Source organism: Bradyrhizobium sp. 87 (assembly GCF_023073015.1).
Taxonomy (GTDB): Bacteria; Pseudomonadota; Alphaproteobacteria; order Rhizobiales; family Xanthobacteraceae; genus Bradyrhizobium; species Bradyrhizobium canariense_D.
Map to the genome: position 1 here is coordinate 567,212 of NZ_JADPIQ010000128.1, position 14,769 is coordinate 581,980.

The window sequence follows — 14,769 nt, forward strand, 5'->3', positions numbered from 1 at the left end:
TTATGGCGGAGACGAGCTTTGTCGAAACAATCACTGCGTGAGGAGGCCGAGCGCCTGATCCGCGAATCGATGGAAAAGAAAACCGTCGTCGTCAAGCAGGGCGATACTCGCATCGAGGCCGTCTGTGGTAAATGCGGCGCCCCGAACCGTGTGCAGGCGCCAAAGGGCCAGACCCGCATCAAGTTCGCCTGCAAGAATTGCGGGCATCAGCAAGAGACGCTGTAGGTTTCTTCGCCCTCTCCCCCTGTGGGAGAGGGTGGCTCGCCGCATAGCGGCGAGACGGGCGAGGGGTTTCTCTCTGCGAGAGACACTGCTCCTGAATTTGCGGATGCAACCCCTCATCCGGCGCTTCGCGCCACCTTCTCCCACAAGGGGAGAAGGAAAAACGCCTAATCCCCCTTCACGAACTTCGCGAATGCATCCGCATGGTCCGGGTGCCAGCGTGACAGCGGCGGGCGGTTCTCCACGATGTCGCCGGCGGCCCACAGCATGCGCTTTTCATCGAGCGCGCGCGGGACATCGTTGTCCGGGCACAGAATGTAGAAATCCCCGGCCTCCAGCCGCGCCAACATGAAATTCACGGTCTGCTCGGCCGTCCAGGCGCCGGCCGGCTTCTCTGTGCGGCCCTTCGCGGTAAGGCCCGTAAAGACGAAGCCGGGAATCAGCAGATGCGCGGTGATGCGGCAACCCGCAGTGTTGCGCAGCTCGTGCTGGAGCGCTTCCGTAAAAGCTTTCACGCCTGCCTTGGAGACGTTGTAGGCGGGATCGCCGGGCGGGGTGGTGATGCCCTGCTTCGACCCGGTGTTGATGATGAGCCCCGCGCTGCCGCGCGCGATCATGTTGGGCGCGAAGGTGCGCGAGCCGTTGATGATGCCCCACATGTTGACGCCGATGATGCGCTGCCAGTTGTTGGGTTCGCCGAACAGCGTGCTGCCGGGCTGGATGCCCGCATTGTTCATGAGGATGTCGGTGCCGCCGAAGCGCTCGTGGACGGCGCGCTCCAGTTCCATCACGCTCTCGGCCTTGCTGACGTCAATCGCGAAGGTCATCACATGTGCGGCGGACGTGAGGGATGAGAGTCTTGTCGCGGCGTCCGCCAGCCGCGCCTGATCCACATCGGCGATACACACCTTCACGCCGTTTCGCGCGAAGGCTGCGGCGGCGGCGAATCCGATGCCGGACGCGCCACCGGTGATCACGGCAACATTGTCTTTGATGATCGCGGGATGTGGCATGGATCGGTCTCCGGGGAGGGGCTCGGTCGTGCTATAACATGGCACTCGCGCGACCCCGCACAAGTCGGCATGGGAGGTGTTCGTTCCGCGCCGACTCTACGCCTCTACTTTACGCCTGTCCGGCATCGCAGTATTCTATCGATCAACGATCCCACCCAGATCGAACCAATCAATCATTGACAGGGAGTTCAGCCATGGCTGTGTCGCAGGCTATTCCGATCACGCGCCATCCATTCGCCAACGGATCCTACAAGCAGATGCTGATCGACGGGAAGTGGGTCGATGCTGCCTCAGGCAAGCGCTTCGAGACCCACAACCCCGCGACCGGCGAACTGCTCGCAACAGTGGCCGAGGGCGACAAGGAAGATATCGATCGCGCAGTTGCTGCCGCTCGCCGCGCCTTCGAAGGGCCCTGGAGCAAGGTCAAGCCGTTCGAGCGGCAGAATCTGCTCCTGAAGCTTGCCGACCTCGTCGAGAAGAATTTCGACGAATTGTCGCAGCTCGACACGCTCGACATGGGCGCGCCGCTCAGCCGTACCCGTGCCTATCGCCTGCGCGCCGTCGGCATGCTGCGCTATTATGCCGGCCAGACCACCGCGATCCATGGCGAGACCATCGAGAACTCGCTGCCCGGCGAAATCTTCTCCTACACGCTGAAGGAGCCGATCGGCGTCGTCGGCGCCATCATTCCCTGGAATGGTCCGCTGACTGCGACGATCTGGAAGATCGGTCCGGCGATCGCGACCGGCTGCACCGTCGTGCTCAAACCGGCCGAAGAAGCGCCGCTGACCTCGCTGCGCATCGCCGAGCTGGCGATGGAAGCGGGCGTTCCGCCCGGCGTCATCAACGTCGTGCCTGGCTATGGCGAGACTGCGGGCGCGGCGCTTGCCGCACACCACGACGTCGACAAGGTTGCCTTCACCGGCTCGCATGTCACGGGCCAGTCGATCATCCGCGCCTCGGCCGGCAACCTCAAGCGCGTCTCGCTCGAGCTCGGCGGCAAGTCGCCGGACATCGTGTTCGCGGATGCCGATCTCGATGCGGCCGTGCCGGGCGCTGCGATGGCGGTGTTCGCCAATTCGGGACAGATCTGCAGCGCCGGCACCCGGCTTTTCGTCGAGCAGTCGATCTATGAGGAGTTCGTCGGCCGCGTGGCCGAGTTCGGCAAGAAACTGCAGGTCGGCAACGGCCTCGATCCCAACACCCAGATCGGACCGCTGGTGTCCGAGCAACAGCTCGAGCGCGTCACCAGCTATCTCGACATCGGCCAAAAGGAAGGCGCGCGGGCGCTTGCCGGCGGTGGCCGCGTCACCGAAGGCGCGCTTGCAAAAGGCTTCTTCGTCTCGCCGACAGTGTTCGCGGGCGTCCAGGACAATATGCGCATCGCGCAGGAGGAGATCTTTGGTCCCGTCATTTCGGCGATCGCGTTCAAGGACATGGACGAGCTGGTCAAGCGCGCCAACGCCACCACGTTCGGTCTCGGCTCGGGCCTGTGGACGCGGGACGTCAGCAAGGCGCATGCGGTCGCGAAGAGGCTCCGTGCCGGTTCGGTGTGGGTGAACTGCTACCAGGCGATGGACCCGGCCGTGCCCTTCGGCGGCTACAAGATGAGCGGCTACGGCCGCGAATCCGGCAAGCAGCACGTCGAGGAATATCTCAACGTGAAGGCGGTGTGGATCAAGACGGCGTAACACTGGTCTTTCCCGCGTTCCGCGGGAGGGAATATCTGCTTTTGCAGGGGCGGCGCCTTCTCTCGGTAGCCGCCCCTCGCTATATGATGCGCATCCTTCCTTCGCCATTCGAGGCCAGCATGAAATTCGAGGCGTTGTTTCAACCGTTGCAGGTCGGTCCGTACACGCTCGCGCATCGCGTCGCGATGGCGCCGTTGACGCGCATGAGGGCCGAGCGCGAGAGCTTTTCGCCGCGGCCGCTCAACGCCGAATATTACGGCCAGCGCGCCACCCAAGGCGGCCTGCTCATCGCCGAGGCCTCGCCCGTGCTCTCGCACGGCCGCGGTAATCCAGCGACGCCCGGCATCTATTCGGAGACGCAGATCGCGGGCTGGCGCAAGGTGGTCGACGCCGTGCACGCCAAGGGCGGCATCATCTTTCTCCAGCTCTGGCACGTCGGCCGCGTCTCGCATTCCTCCTTCCACGGCGGGGAGCTGCCGGTCTCGGCCTCCGCGATCCCGATCAAGGCCGAAGGCATGAAGGCGATGACTGCCGACGGCAAGATCTCCAACTATGAGACGCCGCGCGCGCTGGACACGGATGAAGTCAAGGGCATCGTCGAGGCCTTCAGGCAGGGTGCGAAGAACGCGCTGGCCGCCGGCTTCGACGGGGTCGAGATCCACGGCGCCAACGGCTATCTGCTCGAGCAATTCCTGCAATCACGCAGCAACCAGCGCACCGATCAATATGGCGGTTCGATCGAGAACCGCGCGCGGCTTCTGCTCGAAGTGACCGAGGCCGCGATCGACGTCTGGGGCGCGGGCCGCGTCGGCGTGCGGCTGTCGCCCCACGGCATCGCCAATGATTCCGGCGAGCCCGATCCGATGCCGCTCTACACGCACGTGGTCAACGCGCTCGACAAGCTCGGTCTTGCCTATCTGCATTTCATCGAACCGCGCTCCAGCGGCTCGGGGCGCGCCGAAGTCAACTGGCAGAACGTGCCGTCGGCGATGCTGCTGTTCCGCCCGCTCTACAGCGGCGTGCTGATGACCGCCGGCGGATTTACCGGCGAGACCGCGAACGCCGCCATTGCGGAGGGGCATGCTGACATCATCGCCTTCGGCCGCATCTTCATCTCCAACCCCGATCTGCCGCTCCGCCTGCAGCACGATTACCCTCTCACGCCGTATAACCGTGCGACGTTTTACGGTGGCGAGGAGAAGGGTTATACGGATTATCCCGCGTACGACGAACTGACGCCGGTCTGACACTGCTGTAGCCCGGATGAGCAAAGCGATATCCGGGGTTCACTCAAGCTCTGGTCTTCCCGGATGTCGCTTCGCTCATCCGGGCTACAGAGTTATTGTGTTGCCCCGACTGACACCACGAACTCCGTCATTGCGAGCGCAGCGAAGCAATCCAGACTGCCTCGGCGGCAAGACTCTGAATTGCTTCGCTGCGCTCGCAATGACGAGAGGAGAGACAATGGCCAAAGCCGCAGCCGCCGCAGGTATAGCCACCGGCCAGTGCCTCTGCGGCAGGGTTACCTTCGAGATCGACGTTCCCGCACGCTGGGCCTGGCACGATCACTCCGCCGCCAGCCGTCGCGCCCACGGCGCCGCCTATGCAACCTATGTCGGAAGCTGGAAGAAGCGGTTTCGCATCACCGCAGGTAAGACGGCGCTGACGCGCTACGAGGACAAGGCAACGAAGACCGCGCGCAGCTTCTGCGCGCATTGCGGCACGCCGATCGCATATGAGCGCCCGCGCGGGCCGCATATGGTCAACATCCCCCGTGCGCTGTTTAGGGAACGCACCGGCCGCCAGCCGCTCTATCACATCGCGATCGAAGAGCTGCAGGAATGGACCTATACCGGCGAGCCGCTGGTGCCGCTGAAAGGCTTTCCCGGTGTGGTCTGGCAGCGCTCGAAAAAAAAGAAGCGGGCGAGCGGCGAGGATCCGTTCGAGTTGGGGCGCGAGGAGATGTAGCGCTGTCCCACGCAACGCAGCCATGACCGCGCTTCCTTGCGCGCCTCCCGCGATTTCGGCCATCATGCTTTTTGCCTTGCGGCAACGTCCGCCTCTGGAGGAAACATGAAGAACAAGATCACCGGCCGCTCCGCCTTTCTCGCGTTGCTCAAGGACGAGGGCATCACGCATCTGTTCGGCAATCCCGGCACCACCGAGCTGCCGATCATGCATGCGCTGAAGGATCACCCTGACCTCGCCTATGTGATGGCGATGCAGGAGAGCCTGGTGGTGGCGATCGCGGATGGCTATAGCCGCGCCTCCGGAAAGCTGGTCGCCTGCAACGTCCATGTCGCGCCCGGCCTCGGCAACGCGATGGGCTCGCTCTACAACGCCCAGTTCACGGGCACGCCGATGATCCTGACCGCGGGCCAGCAGGAGCAGGGCCACGGACTGATGGAGCCGGTGCTGTATGGGCCGCTGGTGCGCATGGCCGAGCCGCTGGTGAAATGGGCGGTCGAGGTGACGCGGCTCGAGGATCTGCCGCGCATCGTGCGCCGCGCCGCAAAAGTCGCAACCACTCCGCCGACCGGGCCGGTGTTCATTTCATTGCCCGGCGATATCCTCAACAGCGAGGCAGGGATCGATCTCGGTCGCTCCACCCGCATTGACGCTCGCACAAGACCATCGGATGAGGCACTGAAGGCGTTCGCCGCCCGACTGCTCAGGGCCGAGCGTCCCGTGATCGTCACCATGGACGAAGTGGTCAAGAGCGATGCGCTGATGGAGGCCGCCGAACTCGCAGAACTACTCGGCGCGGCTGCCTACCAATCCTCGACGCCCTATGGCTCGCACTTCCTCTCGGAGAGCCCGAGCTTCGTCGGCACGCTGGCACGTGTCCAGAAAGTCGCGCGCGACACGCTTGCGCCCTTCGACCTCTTGATCGCGCTCGGCGGCGATCCCTTGCGGATGTCGGTCTACAGCGAGGTCGACGCGCTGCCGGAGGGCCTTGGCATCGTGCAGATCGGCCTCGGCGATTGGGAGATCGCCAAGAACTACGGGGCTGAGATCGCGCTGAAGGCGGATTTGAAGGAAACGCTGCGCGCGCTGATCCCGGTGTTGAAGGAGATGGGCGGCGCTGCCCTGGCGAGCCGCGCGAAGCAACGGCTGACCGAACTCGCGCCGAGGAACTGGACCGCGCGGCGCACCGCGCTGGTCGAGCAGATCGGCAAGGCCGCGGACCGCAGCCCCATCGATCCGGACTGGCTGGTGCTGCAAATGGTCGAGGCCATGCCCGCTAATGCCATCCTCGTGGACGAAGGCCTCACCTCGAGCCGCCAGATCACGGCCTTGCGTGCGCACCGCGATCGCTTCGGCTATCACGGCCTTGCCTCCGGCGGCATCGGCTGGGGCCTGCCGGCCTCCGTCGGCGCCAGCATCGCCAATCCCGATCGCCCGGTGGTCTGCTTCTCCGGCGACGGCAGCGCGATGTATTCGATCCAGTCGCTGTGGACAGCGGCGCATCACAAGCTGCCGCTCAATGTGGTCATTGCCAACAATGGCGGCTACCGCATCATCAAGCAGCGCCTGCTCGCCTTCCACGGCGACGACAATTACGTCGGCATGGATTTTGTCGATCCGCCGGTGGATTTCGCGGGCGTGGCTAAGGCGCTGGGATGTGAGGCAATCAAAGTCAGCGATCCCCGAGAGTTGAAGGCGACGCTGGCGTCGGCGTTTGGCCGGCCGGGGACGAAACTGATCGAGGTGATGGTGGACGGGAAGCTGTAGGGCAGCGTCACCTGCGGCATTGGTGCCGCCACATTATCAGTCGTGATCACCCGCGAAGGCGGCTGATCCAGTATTCCAGAGCCGGCGGTGATTGAGTCGAGACGCTGCGGCGTACTGGATGTCCCGGTCAAGCCGGGGCATGACAGCGTACCTAGCGGCGCTACCCCTTTCTCCCCACTCTGAACCCTGCCGCCGGATGCGGCGCACCTAGCCGCGCCCGCCCCTCGCCGAACAGCTTCTCGCGTAGCGTGCCCTGCGCGTACTCCGCCTTGTACCGCCCGCGTCGCGTCAGCTCCGGCACCAGCATGTCGGCGATGTCCTCGAAATCGCCGGGTGAGATCGCGAAGGCGACGTTGAGGCCGTCGACATCGGTCGCCTCGAACCACGCCTCGATCTTGTCCGCGACCATTTCCGGCGTGCCGACCACGACGGGACCTGCGCCGCCGACGCCGACATGCTCGATGACGTCGCGCACGGTCCAGACGCGATCGGGATCGGCGCGGGTGACGTTATCGAGTGCGCTGCGGCCGGCATCGTTCTGAACATGGCGCACCTGCTGATCGAGCTCGTAGCCGGAGAAGTCGATTCCGGTCCATCCCGACATCAGCGCCAGCGCGCCTTCCGGGCTGATGTGGCGGCGATAGTCGGCATATTTTTCGTTCGCTTCGGCTTCCGTCCGCCCGAGGATGATCGTCATCATCGAGAACATCAGGATTTCCGCCGGATTGCGGCCGAACGCGGCGGCCTCCTGACGGATCGCCGATACGCGCGGCGCGATCACCTTGGCTGACGGCCCCGACATGAACACGCATTCGGCGTGCCGTGCCGCGAACTGCCGTCCGCGCGGCGAGGTGCCGGCCTGATACAGCACGGGCGTCCGCTGCGGCGACGGTTCGCTCAGGTGGATGGTGTTGTTGATGCGGTAGTTCGCGCCCTCGTGGTTGACGCGATGGACCTTTGTGGGATCGGTGAAGATGCCGCGCGTGCGGTCGCGCAGCACGGCGTCGTCCTCCCAACTCCCTTCCCAGAGCTTGTAGACGACCTCCATATATTCGTCCGCGATCTCGTAGCGGTCGTCGTGCCCGATCTGCTTGTCCTTGCCGGCGCCGCGCGCGGCGCTGTCGAGATAGCCGGTGACGACGTTCCAGCCGATACGCCCCTCGGTGAGATGATCGAGCGTCGACATCCGCCGCGCGAACGGATAGGGCGGCTCGAAGGAGAGATTGCTGGTGACGCCGAAGCCGAGATTCTGCGTCACGGCGGCCATTGCCGACAGCAGCAGCAGCGGATCGTTCGAGGGCGACTGGGCTGCGTTGCGCAAGGCTGCGTCAGGACTGTTGCCGTAGACGTCATAGACGCCGAGCACGTCGGCCAGGAACAGTCCGTCGAAACGGCCGCGCTCCAGCGTTCTGGCAAGATCGATCCAATAGGGCAGGCGGTTATATTCGGCAGTGCGGTCGCGCGGATGGGTCCACAAGCCCGGTGATTGGTGCGCGACGCAATTCATCGCAAATGCATTGAGCCTGATCTGCTTGGCCATGATGGTCCCCCGGCGCCCTGTACCGGGCGCTCTTCGAATGATAGAGCTGCGCCCGAACTTGGCGAAGTTCTTGCATATAGCGCGACGTTGGCAAGGCCAAAATCAGCGGCGCTGCCGCGCTTGGCAAGCCAATCTCAAGAGAGCAAGAACGAAATCCCAAGACTATCGAAGTCCCCGCCACTTTCGGAGGCCTGCCCGTATCGGGTATGCTCCTTCGCCTCGCAACCTAAAAAAGAAAATAATGACCAGAGCCGATGCCATCGCCCGCGCCCGTGACGATTTTGAATCGGGCGCGTTCCTCGCCGAACTCGACCGCCGCGTCGCCTACCAGACCGAGAGCCAGAATCCGAACCGGAGCGTCGAGCTGCGCGCCTATCTGGAACAGGAGATGGTGCCCGCTTTTGCCGCGCTCGATTTCGAAAGCCGGATGATCGAATCTCCCAGCGGCAAGGCGCCGTTCCTGTTCGCCGAACGCCGCGAAAGTGAGACGGCGCCGACCGTGCTGATCTACGGCCATGGCGACGTCGTTGACGGGATGGAAGGCGAGTGGCGCGACGGCCGCGATCCCTGGCGCACCACGGTTTCGGGCACGCGTCTCTACGGTCGCGGCACCGCCGACAACAAGGGCCAGCACAGCATCAACATGGCGGCACTCCGCGCGGTGCGCGAGGCCCGCGGCGGCAAGCTCGGCTTCAACGCCAAGTTCATCCTCGAGATGGGCGAGGAGATCGGCTCGCCGGATCTCGGCAAGGTCTGCGATCTCAATCGCGATGCGCTCAAGGCCGATCTGTTCGTGGCCTCCGACGGGCCGCGCCTGTCCGCCGACCGTCCGACCCTATTCCTCGGCTGCCGTGGCGGCATCCGCATTCATCTCGATGTGAACCTTCGCGACGGCGGCCATCACTCCGGCAATTGGGGCGGTGTGCTCGCCAACCCAGCGACCATTCTGGTCAACGCGATCTCGACGCTGGTCGACGGCCACGGCCGCCTTCAGCTGGACGCGCTGAAGCCGCCGCGCCTCACCAACCAGATCCGCAGCTATCTTGCGGACGTGCAGGTGGTGCCGACCGAGGACGAGCCGGCGTTGGCCGAGAACTGGGGCGAGGAGGGTCTTTCGGCGGCCGAGCGGCTCTATGCCTGGAACACGCTCGAAGTGCTGGCGATGTCGTCGGGAAACATCGAGAAGCCGGCCAACGCCATTCCCGGCCACGCCAATGCCGTGCTGCAACTGCGCTTCGTGGTCGGCACCAAGGTCGACGGCCTGATCGAAGCCGTCCGTGCGCATCTGGTCGAAAGGGGTTTTCCGATGGTCGAAGTGCGGGCCGCACAGAGCTTCGCGGCATCGCGCACCGATTTCGACAGCCCCTGGATCGCATGGGCGGCGAATTCGGTGAAGGAGACCACCGGCAAAGTGCCGGCGGTGCTGCCGAATTTCGGCGGCTCGCTGCCCAATGACGTGTTTTCCGAGATATTGGGCCTGCCGACGATCTGGGTGCCGCACTCCTATCCCGGCTGCTCCCAGCATGCGCCCAATGAGCACATCCTGCTGCCATTGACCGAAGAGGCCTTGACGGTGATGGCCGGCCTGTTCTGGGATCTCGGGGAATTGCCAAGCCCGCTAACAAGCCCGCTAACGCGCCCGCCGGCCTGAGCCGTTAACCGGAGCCGCGATCCAGCCAAAAGTCACATTCTATTCCAACCCAATTTGTGCTTGCATCCCGCCGGCATCATCCTGAAAGGGGACCAAAACGTGAAACATTTCCGTAGCATCGGCCTCGCGCTCGCCGCGACCTTCGCCGTCGGCCAGGCCGGGGCCGAGGAGCTGACCGGCACGCTCAAGAACATCAAGGACACCGGCGCCATTACGCTCGGCTTCCGCGACTCCTCGATCCCGTTCTCTTATCTCGACGACAACCAGAAGCCCATCGGCTACGCGATGGACATCTGCTACAAGATCGTCGACGCCGTGAAGAAGGAGCTCAAGCTCGACAAGCTCGAGGTCAAGCTCAATCCGGTGACCTCGGCGACCCGGATCCCGCTGATGGCGAACGGCACCATCGATCTCGAATGCGGCTCGACCACCAACAATGCCGAGCGCCAGAAGCAGGTTGCCTTCACCAACACCCATTATTTGACCGCCAGCCGCTACGTCTTCAAGAAGTCGAGTGGCCTGAAGGCGATTGACGACCTCAAGGGAAAATCGGTGGTTTCCACTGCCGGCACCACCAACATCAAACAGCTCACCGAGGCCAATGTTGCAAAAAGCCTCGGCGCAAACATCATTCCGGCCAAGGACCACGCCGAGGCCTTCCTGATGGTCGAGACCGACCGTGCGGTCGCCTTCGTGATGGATGATATCCTGCTCGCGAGCCTCGTTGCCGGCTCGAAGTCGCCCGATGACTACGTCATCTCCAAGGACGCGTTCTCCAAGCCTGAGCCCTACGGCATCATGCTGCGCAAGGACGACGCGGCCTTCAAGAAGGTCGTCGACGCGGCGACCGCTGCGCTCTACACCTCCGGCGAGGGCCAGAAGATCTACGACAAGTGGTTCACGCAGAAGATCCCGCCGAAGGGCCTCAATCTCAACACGCCGATCTCGGCCGAGCTGAAGAACGAGTTTGCCAAGCCGACGGACTCGCCAAACCCGGACGATTATAAGTAAGCTATAACCTCGATCTTTCGATCGGGATCGTGTCCGGCCATCTTGACTCCAGGATGGCCGGACATTTGCATAGGCGCCAGGACATCGATGACTGGCGCGTTCGCGCGGGGGACACGTGAACTACAACTGGAACTGGGGAATCTTTTTCCAGCCGAACCCGATGGGGACCGGCACCTATCTCGACATGCTGTTGTCGGGCCTGGTGCTGACCCTCAAGACGGGTGCGCTCGCCTGGATCATCGCGCTGATCACCGGATCGATCGTCGGCGTGATGCGCACACTGCCGTCGAAGGGAGCGTACTGGTTCGGCTTTGCCTATGTTGAATTCTTCCGCAATATGCCGCTGCTGGTGCAGCTCTTCCTGTGGTTTTTCGTGCTGCCGGAAGTGTTGCCAAGGTCCGCGGGATTGTGGCTGAAACAACTGCCGAACGCGCCGTTCTGGACGGCCGCGATTGGCATCGGGTTCTTCATGTCGGCGCGCGTCGCCGTGCAGTTGCAGGCCGGCATCGGATCGCTGCCGCGCGGGCAGAAGATGGCGGCGACCGCACTCGGCCTGACGACCCTGCAGGCTTATCGCTACATCCTGCTGCCGATGGCTTTTCGCATCATCCTGCCGCCGCTGACGTCCGAGTTCCTCAACACCATCAAGAACACGGCTGTGGCCATCACCATTGGTTTGCTCGAACTGACCGGCCAGGCGCGCTCGATGCAGGAATTCTCGTTCCAGGTGTTCGAGGCCTTCACCGCTGCGACCATCCTCTATCTCCTCGTCAACGCCGTCGTCGTGACCGCGATGCGCTTCCTCGAGCGCTGGGTCGCGATCCCCGGCTACATCACGGGGAAGTAGCGCCATGTTCAGCAATTTTGATTTCGGGGTCATCATCCGCACGCTGCCCTATCTATTCTATGAGGGCATGACGTTCACGCTGATGCTGACCGGGCTTGCTGCACTCGGCGGCCTCGTCTTCGGCACGGCGATCGCGCTGATGCGGCTGTCCGGCTACAAGGTGCTGGGCCGCATCGCGGGCGTCTATGTCGACTTCATGCGCTCGCTGCCGCTGGTGCTGGTGATCTTCTGGTTCTACTTCCTGGTGCCCTATATCGGGCAATGGGTAACTGGCGCGTCGCGTCCGATCAGTGTCGGCGCGTTCGCGTCCTCGCTCATCACCTTCATCATGTTCGAGGCCGCGTACTTCTCCGAGATCATGCGTGCCGGCATCCAGTCGATCTCGCGCGGCCAGCCGGCCGCAGCCAACGCGCTCGGCCTGACCTACGCCCAGACCATGCGCTACGTCGTTCTGCCGCAGGCCTTCCGCAACATGCTGCCGGTCCTGATCACGCAGACCATCGTGCTGTTCCAGGACACCTCACTGGTTTATGTGCTGTCGATCACCGATTTCCTCGGTGCGGCTAGCAAGGTCGCGCAGCGCGACGGCCGTCTGGTCGAAATGTATCTATTCGCAGCGATCGTCTACTTCACCATCTCCTGTATCGCGTCCTTCGGCGTTCGCCGCCTGCAGGCGCGCATCGCCATCATTCGATAGAGTTTGCCATGATCGAGATCAGCCACGTCGACAAATGGTACAGCCCGGCCTTCCAGGTGCTGACCGACTGCACCACCAGCGTCGCCAAGGGCGAGGTGGTCGTGGTCTGCGGTCCGTCGGGATCAGGCAAGTCGACGCTGATAAAATGCGTCAACGCGCTGGAGCCATTCCAGAAAGGCGACATCAGCGTCGATGGCACTAAGGTCAACGACCCCAGGACCAATCTGCCCAAGCTGCGCGCGCGTGTCGGCATGGTTTTTCAGCACTTCGAGCTGTTTCCGCATCTGAAGATCATTGATAATCTCTGCCTCGCGCAGCAGAAGGTGCTCGACCGGTCGCGCGACAAGGCGGTGGCGAAAGGCATGCAGCTGCTGGAGCGGGTCGGCCTGAAGGAACAGGCGCAAAAATTTCCCGCGAACCTGTCCGGCGGCCAGCAGCAGCGCGTGGCGATCGCCCGCGCGCTCGCGATGGATCCCATCGTCATGCTGTTCGACGAGCCGACCTCGGCGCTCGACCCCGAAATGGTGAGCGAGGTGCTCGACGTCATGGTAGACCTCGCCCATGAGGGCATGACCATGATGGTCGTGACGCACGAGATGGGCTTTGCCCGCAAGGTCGCCAACCGCGTGATCTTCATGGACCGCGGCGAGATCGTCGAGGACGCCCCGAAGGACGATTTCTTCGGCAAGCCCCGCAGCGACCGCGCGCAGAAGTTCTTGTCGAAGATTCTGTCGCATTGATCCCACTGTCATTCCGCGACGTGCCTCCTGGCGCCGGTCGGGAATGACGGGTTGAGGGTTTCGTGGCACCGACAAATCCCTTATACCAGCGGGTAATCCCTATTCCCGCCAGGAGACCTGCCTTGGATCCGATCGCCTATGTCAACGGCTCATTCGTCCCGCTTTCGGACGCCAAAATTTCGGTCCTCGATCGCGGCTTCCTGTTCGCCGACGGCATCTATGAGGTCTCGGCCGTGCTCGACGGCAAGTTGGTCGACAATGCCTCGCATCTGGCGCGGCTGGAGCGCTCGGTCGGCGAGATCAAGCTGAGGCTCCCGGAGACGGTCGAGCGCATCACCGAGATCCAGCAGGAGCTGATTGCACGCAACAAGGTCGAGAACGGCCTCGTCTATCTCCAGGTCACCCGCGGCGCCGACAAGGGCCGCGACTTCGCCTTCCCCAAGGGCGACGTCAAGTCGAGCCTGGTGATGTTCACGTCGGAGAAGGACATCATCAACGCCGCCTCGGCCAAGACCGGCATCAATGTGATCACCGTGCCCGACATCCGCTGGGAGCGGCGTGACATCAAGAGCGTAGCATTGCTGGCGCAAGTGCTGGCAAAGCAGGCCGCGGCCGAAGCCGGTGCGGGCGAAGCCTGGATGCTGGAAGACGGTTACGTCACCGAAGGCGGTTCGTCTTCAGCGTTCATCCTGACCCAGGACGACGTCATCGTGACCCGCAAGAACTCCAACGCGATCCTGCCGGGCTGCACCCGCAAGGCGGTGGTGGCGCTGGCGGAAGAGCGTCAGCTCCGCGTCGAAGAGCGTTCCTTCACGGTCGCCGAGGCGCTCGCCGCCAAGGAAGCCTTCGCCACCTCGGCGTCGCTGTTCGTCCAGCCGGTGGTTGCGATCGACGGCAAGAAGGTCGGCGACGGCAAGCCCGGCCCGATCGCCATGCGGCTGCGCGAGATCTACGTGGAGTTCGCGAAGGCGACGGCGGTTTAAGCTACCTACCGCCGTCATCGCCCGGCTTGACCGGGCGATCCAGTACTCCGTGACGGGAGTGCTGGACTCGAGAAGCCGCGGCGTACTGGATGCCCCGGTTAAGCCGGGGCATGACAGGCGAATGTATTGAGGCAGTTTGGCCTCCACACATCAGCACCTCACGCCACCGATGCCTTCACCTTCACCGGATGAACCGCACGGAACGCGATCGCGATTCGGTTCCAGGCATTGATGGCGCCGATCAGCATGGTCAGGTTCACCGTCTCCGCGTCGGAGAATTGCGGGCGGACCTGCTCGTAGACGTCATCAGGCGCGTGCGTCTCGGAGATCAGCGTCACTGATTCCGTCCAGGCCAGCGCCGCGCGCTCGCGGTCGGTGTAGAGCGGTGATTCGCGCCAGGCGTTGAGCAGATAGATGCGCTGCTCGGTCTCGCCGCGCTTGCGGGCGTCCTCGGTGTGCATGTTGATGCAGAAGGCGCAGCCGTTGATCTGTGACGCCCGGATCTTGACGAGCTCGATCAACGATTTCTCAAGGCCCGTCGACTGGATCTGCTCTTCCAGTGCCATCAGCGCCTTCATCGTGTCGGGTGCGGCCTGGTAGAAATTCATGCGGGGTTTCATGGTCGTTCTCCTTGCTGGC

General features: G+C 63.5%; 14 protein-coding genes. 11 read left to right on the top strand and 3 right to left on the bottom strand.

What is annotated here, in order from left to right:
- Positions 1–18 precede the first annotated feature (18 nt).
- On the top strand, positions 19–225 hold the full coding sequence (locus IVB50_RS34130; protein WP_007615092.1) for a hypothetical protein: 207 nt from the start codon (positions 19–21) through the stop codon (positions 223–225).
- 164 nt (positions 226–389) lie between these two features.
- Here IVB50_RS34130 and IVB50_RS34135 read toward each other — a convergent pair whose 3' ends face one another.
- Positions 390–1,235, bottom strand: coding sequence for an SDR family NAD(P)-dependent oxidoreductase (locus IVB50_RS34135; protein WP_018453373.1), 846 nt, complete (start codon positions 1,233–1,235; stop codon positions 390–392).
- 194 nt (positions 1,236–1,429) lie between these two features.
- Between IVB50_RS34135 and IVB50_RS34140 the strand changes: the two genes are divergently transcribed.
- From IVB50_RS34140 to IVB50_RS34155, 4 genes are all read left to right on the top strand, one after another.
- Positions 1,430–2,926 (top strand): aldehyde dehydrogenase family protein, encoded by a 1,497-nt coding sequence (locus IVB50_RS34140; RefSeq protein WP_247299325.1) that lies wholly within the window; start codon positions 1,430–1,432, stop codon positions 2,924–2,926.
- Positions 2,927–3,045: 119 nt separating this feature from the next.
- Entirely contained in the window at positions 3,046–4,173 is a 1,128-nt protein-coding gene (locus tag IVB50_RS34145) for an alkene reductase (protein ID WP_026232520.1), read from the top strand.
- A gap of 217 nt (positions 4,174–4,390) precedes the next feature.
- Positions 4,391–4,894 (top strand): GFA family protein, encoded by a 504-nt coding sequence (locus tag IVB50_RS34150; protein WP_018453376.1) that lies wholly within the window; start codon positions 4,391–4,393, stop codon positions 4,892–4,894.
- A 105-nt stretch (positions 4,895–4,999) separates the two neighbouring features.
- A complete protein-coding gene (locus IVB50_RS34155) occupies positions 5,000–6,661 on the top strand; it encodes a thiamine pyrophosphate-binding protein (protein ID WP_018453377.1) in 1,662 nt (553 codons plus the stop codon).
- Between the two features lie 160 nt (positions 6,662–6,821).
- On the opposite strand, the gene IVB50_RS34160 is transcribed toward IVB50_RS34155, so the two are convergent.
- Complete coding sequence (locus IVB50_RS34160; protein ID WP_018453378.1) at positions 6,822–8,201, bottom strand: LLM class flavin-dependent oxidoreductase; 1,380 nt, start codon at positions 8,199–8,201, stop codon at positions 6,822–6,824.
- A gap of 241 nt (positions 8,202–8,442) precedes the next feature.
- On the opposite strand from IVB50_RS34160, the gene IVB50_RS34165 reads away from it, so the two are divergent.
- The 6 genes from IVB50_RS34165 to IVB50_RS34190 all read left to right on the top strand — a co-directional run bounded on the left by IVB50_RS34165 (position 8,443) and on the right by IVB50_RS34190 (position 14,130).
- Positions 8,443–9,852: a M20 family metallopeptidase gene (locus tag IVB50_RS34165; protein WP_018453379.1), complete on the top strand. Its 1,410-nt coding sequence runs from the start codon at positions 8,443–8,445 to the stop codon at positions 9,850–9,852.
- Between the two features lie 99 nt (positions 9,853–9,951).
- Positions 9,952–10,863 carry an amino acid ABC transporter substrate-binding protein gene (locus IVB50_RS34170; RefSeq protein ID WP_026232521.1) on the top strand — a complete coding sequence of 304 codons (912 nt, stop codon included), beginning with the start codon at positions 9,952–9,954 and terminating at the stop codon, positions 10,861–10,863.
- A 115-nt stretch (positions 10,864–10,978) separates the two neighbouring features.
- The gene (locus tag IVB50_RS34175; protein WP_026232522.1) at positions 10,979–11,710 is read left to right on the top strand and encodes an amino acid ABC transporter permease; all 732 of its coding nucleotides are present in this window, start codon (positions 10,979–10,981) and stop codon (positions 11,708–11,710) included.
- 4 nt (positions 11,711–11,714) lie between these two features.
- The gene (locus IVB50_RS34180) at positions 11,715–12,407 is read left to right on the top strand and encodes an ABC transporter permease subunit (RefSeq protein WP_018453382.1); all 693 of its coding nucleotides are present in this window, start codon (positions 11,715–11,717) and stop codon (positions 12,405–12,407) included.
- Between the two features lie 8 nt (positions 12,408–12,415).
- Positions 12,416–13,147, top strand: a complete 732-nt coding sequence (locus IVB50_RS34185; protein WP_018453383.1) for an amino acid ABC transporter ATP-binding protein — start codon at positions 12,416–12,418, stop codon at positions 13,145–13,147.
- 122 nt (positions 13,148–13,269) lie between these two features.
- Positions 13,270–14,130 carry a D-amino-acid transaminase gene (locus tag IVB50_RS34190; protein WP_018453384.1) on the top strand — a complete coding sequence of 287 codons (861 nt, stop codon included), beginning with the start codon at positions 13,270–13,272 and terminating at the stop codon, positions 14,128–14,130.
- Positions 14,131–14,288: 158 nt separating this feature from the next.
- Here IVB50_RS34190 and IVB50_RS34195 read toward each other — a convergent pair whose 3' ends face one another.
- On the bottom strand, positions 14,289–14,750 hold the full coding sequence (locus tag IVB50_RS34195; RefSeq protein ID WP_026232523.1) for a carboxymuconolactone decarboxylase family protein: 462 nt from the start codon (positions 14,748–14,750) through the stop codon (positions 14,289–14,291).
- Between the last annotated feature and the right edge of the window lie 19 nt (positions 14,751–14,769).

Coding starts and splice junctions, on each gene's coding strand:
- IVB50_RS34135 (WP_018453373.1), bottom strand. CDS start 1,235: ATGCCACATCCCGCGATCATCAAAGACAATGTTGCCGTGATCACCGGT.
- IVB50_RS34140 (WP_247299325.1), top strand. CDS start 1,430: ATGGCTGTGTCGCAGGCTATTCCGATCACGCGCCATCCATTCGCCAAC.
- IVB50_RS34145 (WP_026232520.1), top strand. CDS start 3,046: ATGAAATTCGAGGCGTTGTTTCAACCGTTGCAGGTCGGTCCGTACACG.
- IVB50_RS34150 (WP_018453376.1), top strand. CDS start 4,391: ATGGCCAAAGCCGCAGCCGCCGCAGGTATAGCCACCGGCCAGTGCCTC.
- IVB50_RS34155 (WP_018453377.1), top strand. CDS start 5,000: ATGAAGAACAAGATCACCGGCCGCTCCGCCTTTCTCGCGTTGCTCAAG.
- IVB50_RS34160 (WP_018453378.1), bottom strand. CDS start 8,201: ATGGCCAAGCAGATCAGGCTCAATGCATTTGCGATGAATTGCGTCGCG.
- IVB50_RS34165 (WP_018453379.1), top strand. CDS start 8,443: ATGACCAGAGCCGATGCCATCGCCCGCGCCCGTGACGATTTTGAATCG.
- IVB50_RS34180 (WP_018453382.1), top strand. CDS start 11,715: ATGTTCAGCAATTTTGATTTCGGGGTCATCATCCGCACGCTGCCCTAT.
- IVB50_RS34185 (WP_018453383.1), top strand. CDS start 12,416: ATGATCGAGATCAGCCACGTCGACAAATGGTACAGCCCGGCCTTCCAG.
- IVB50_RS34195 (WP_026232523.1), bottom strand. CDS start 14,750: ATGAAACCCCGCATGAATTTCTACCAGGCCGCACCCGACACGATGAAG.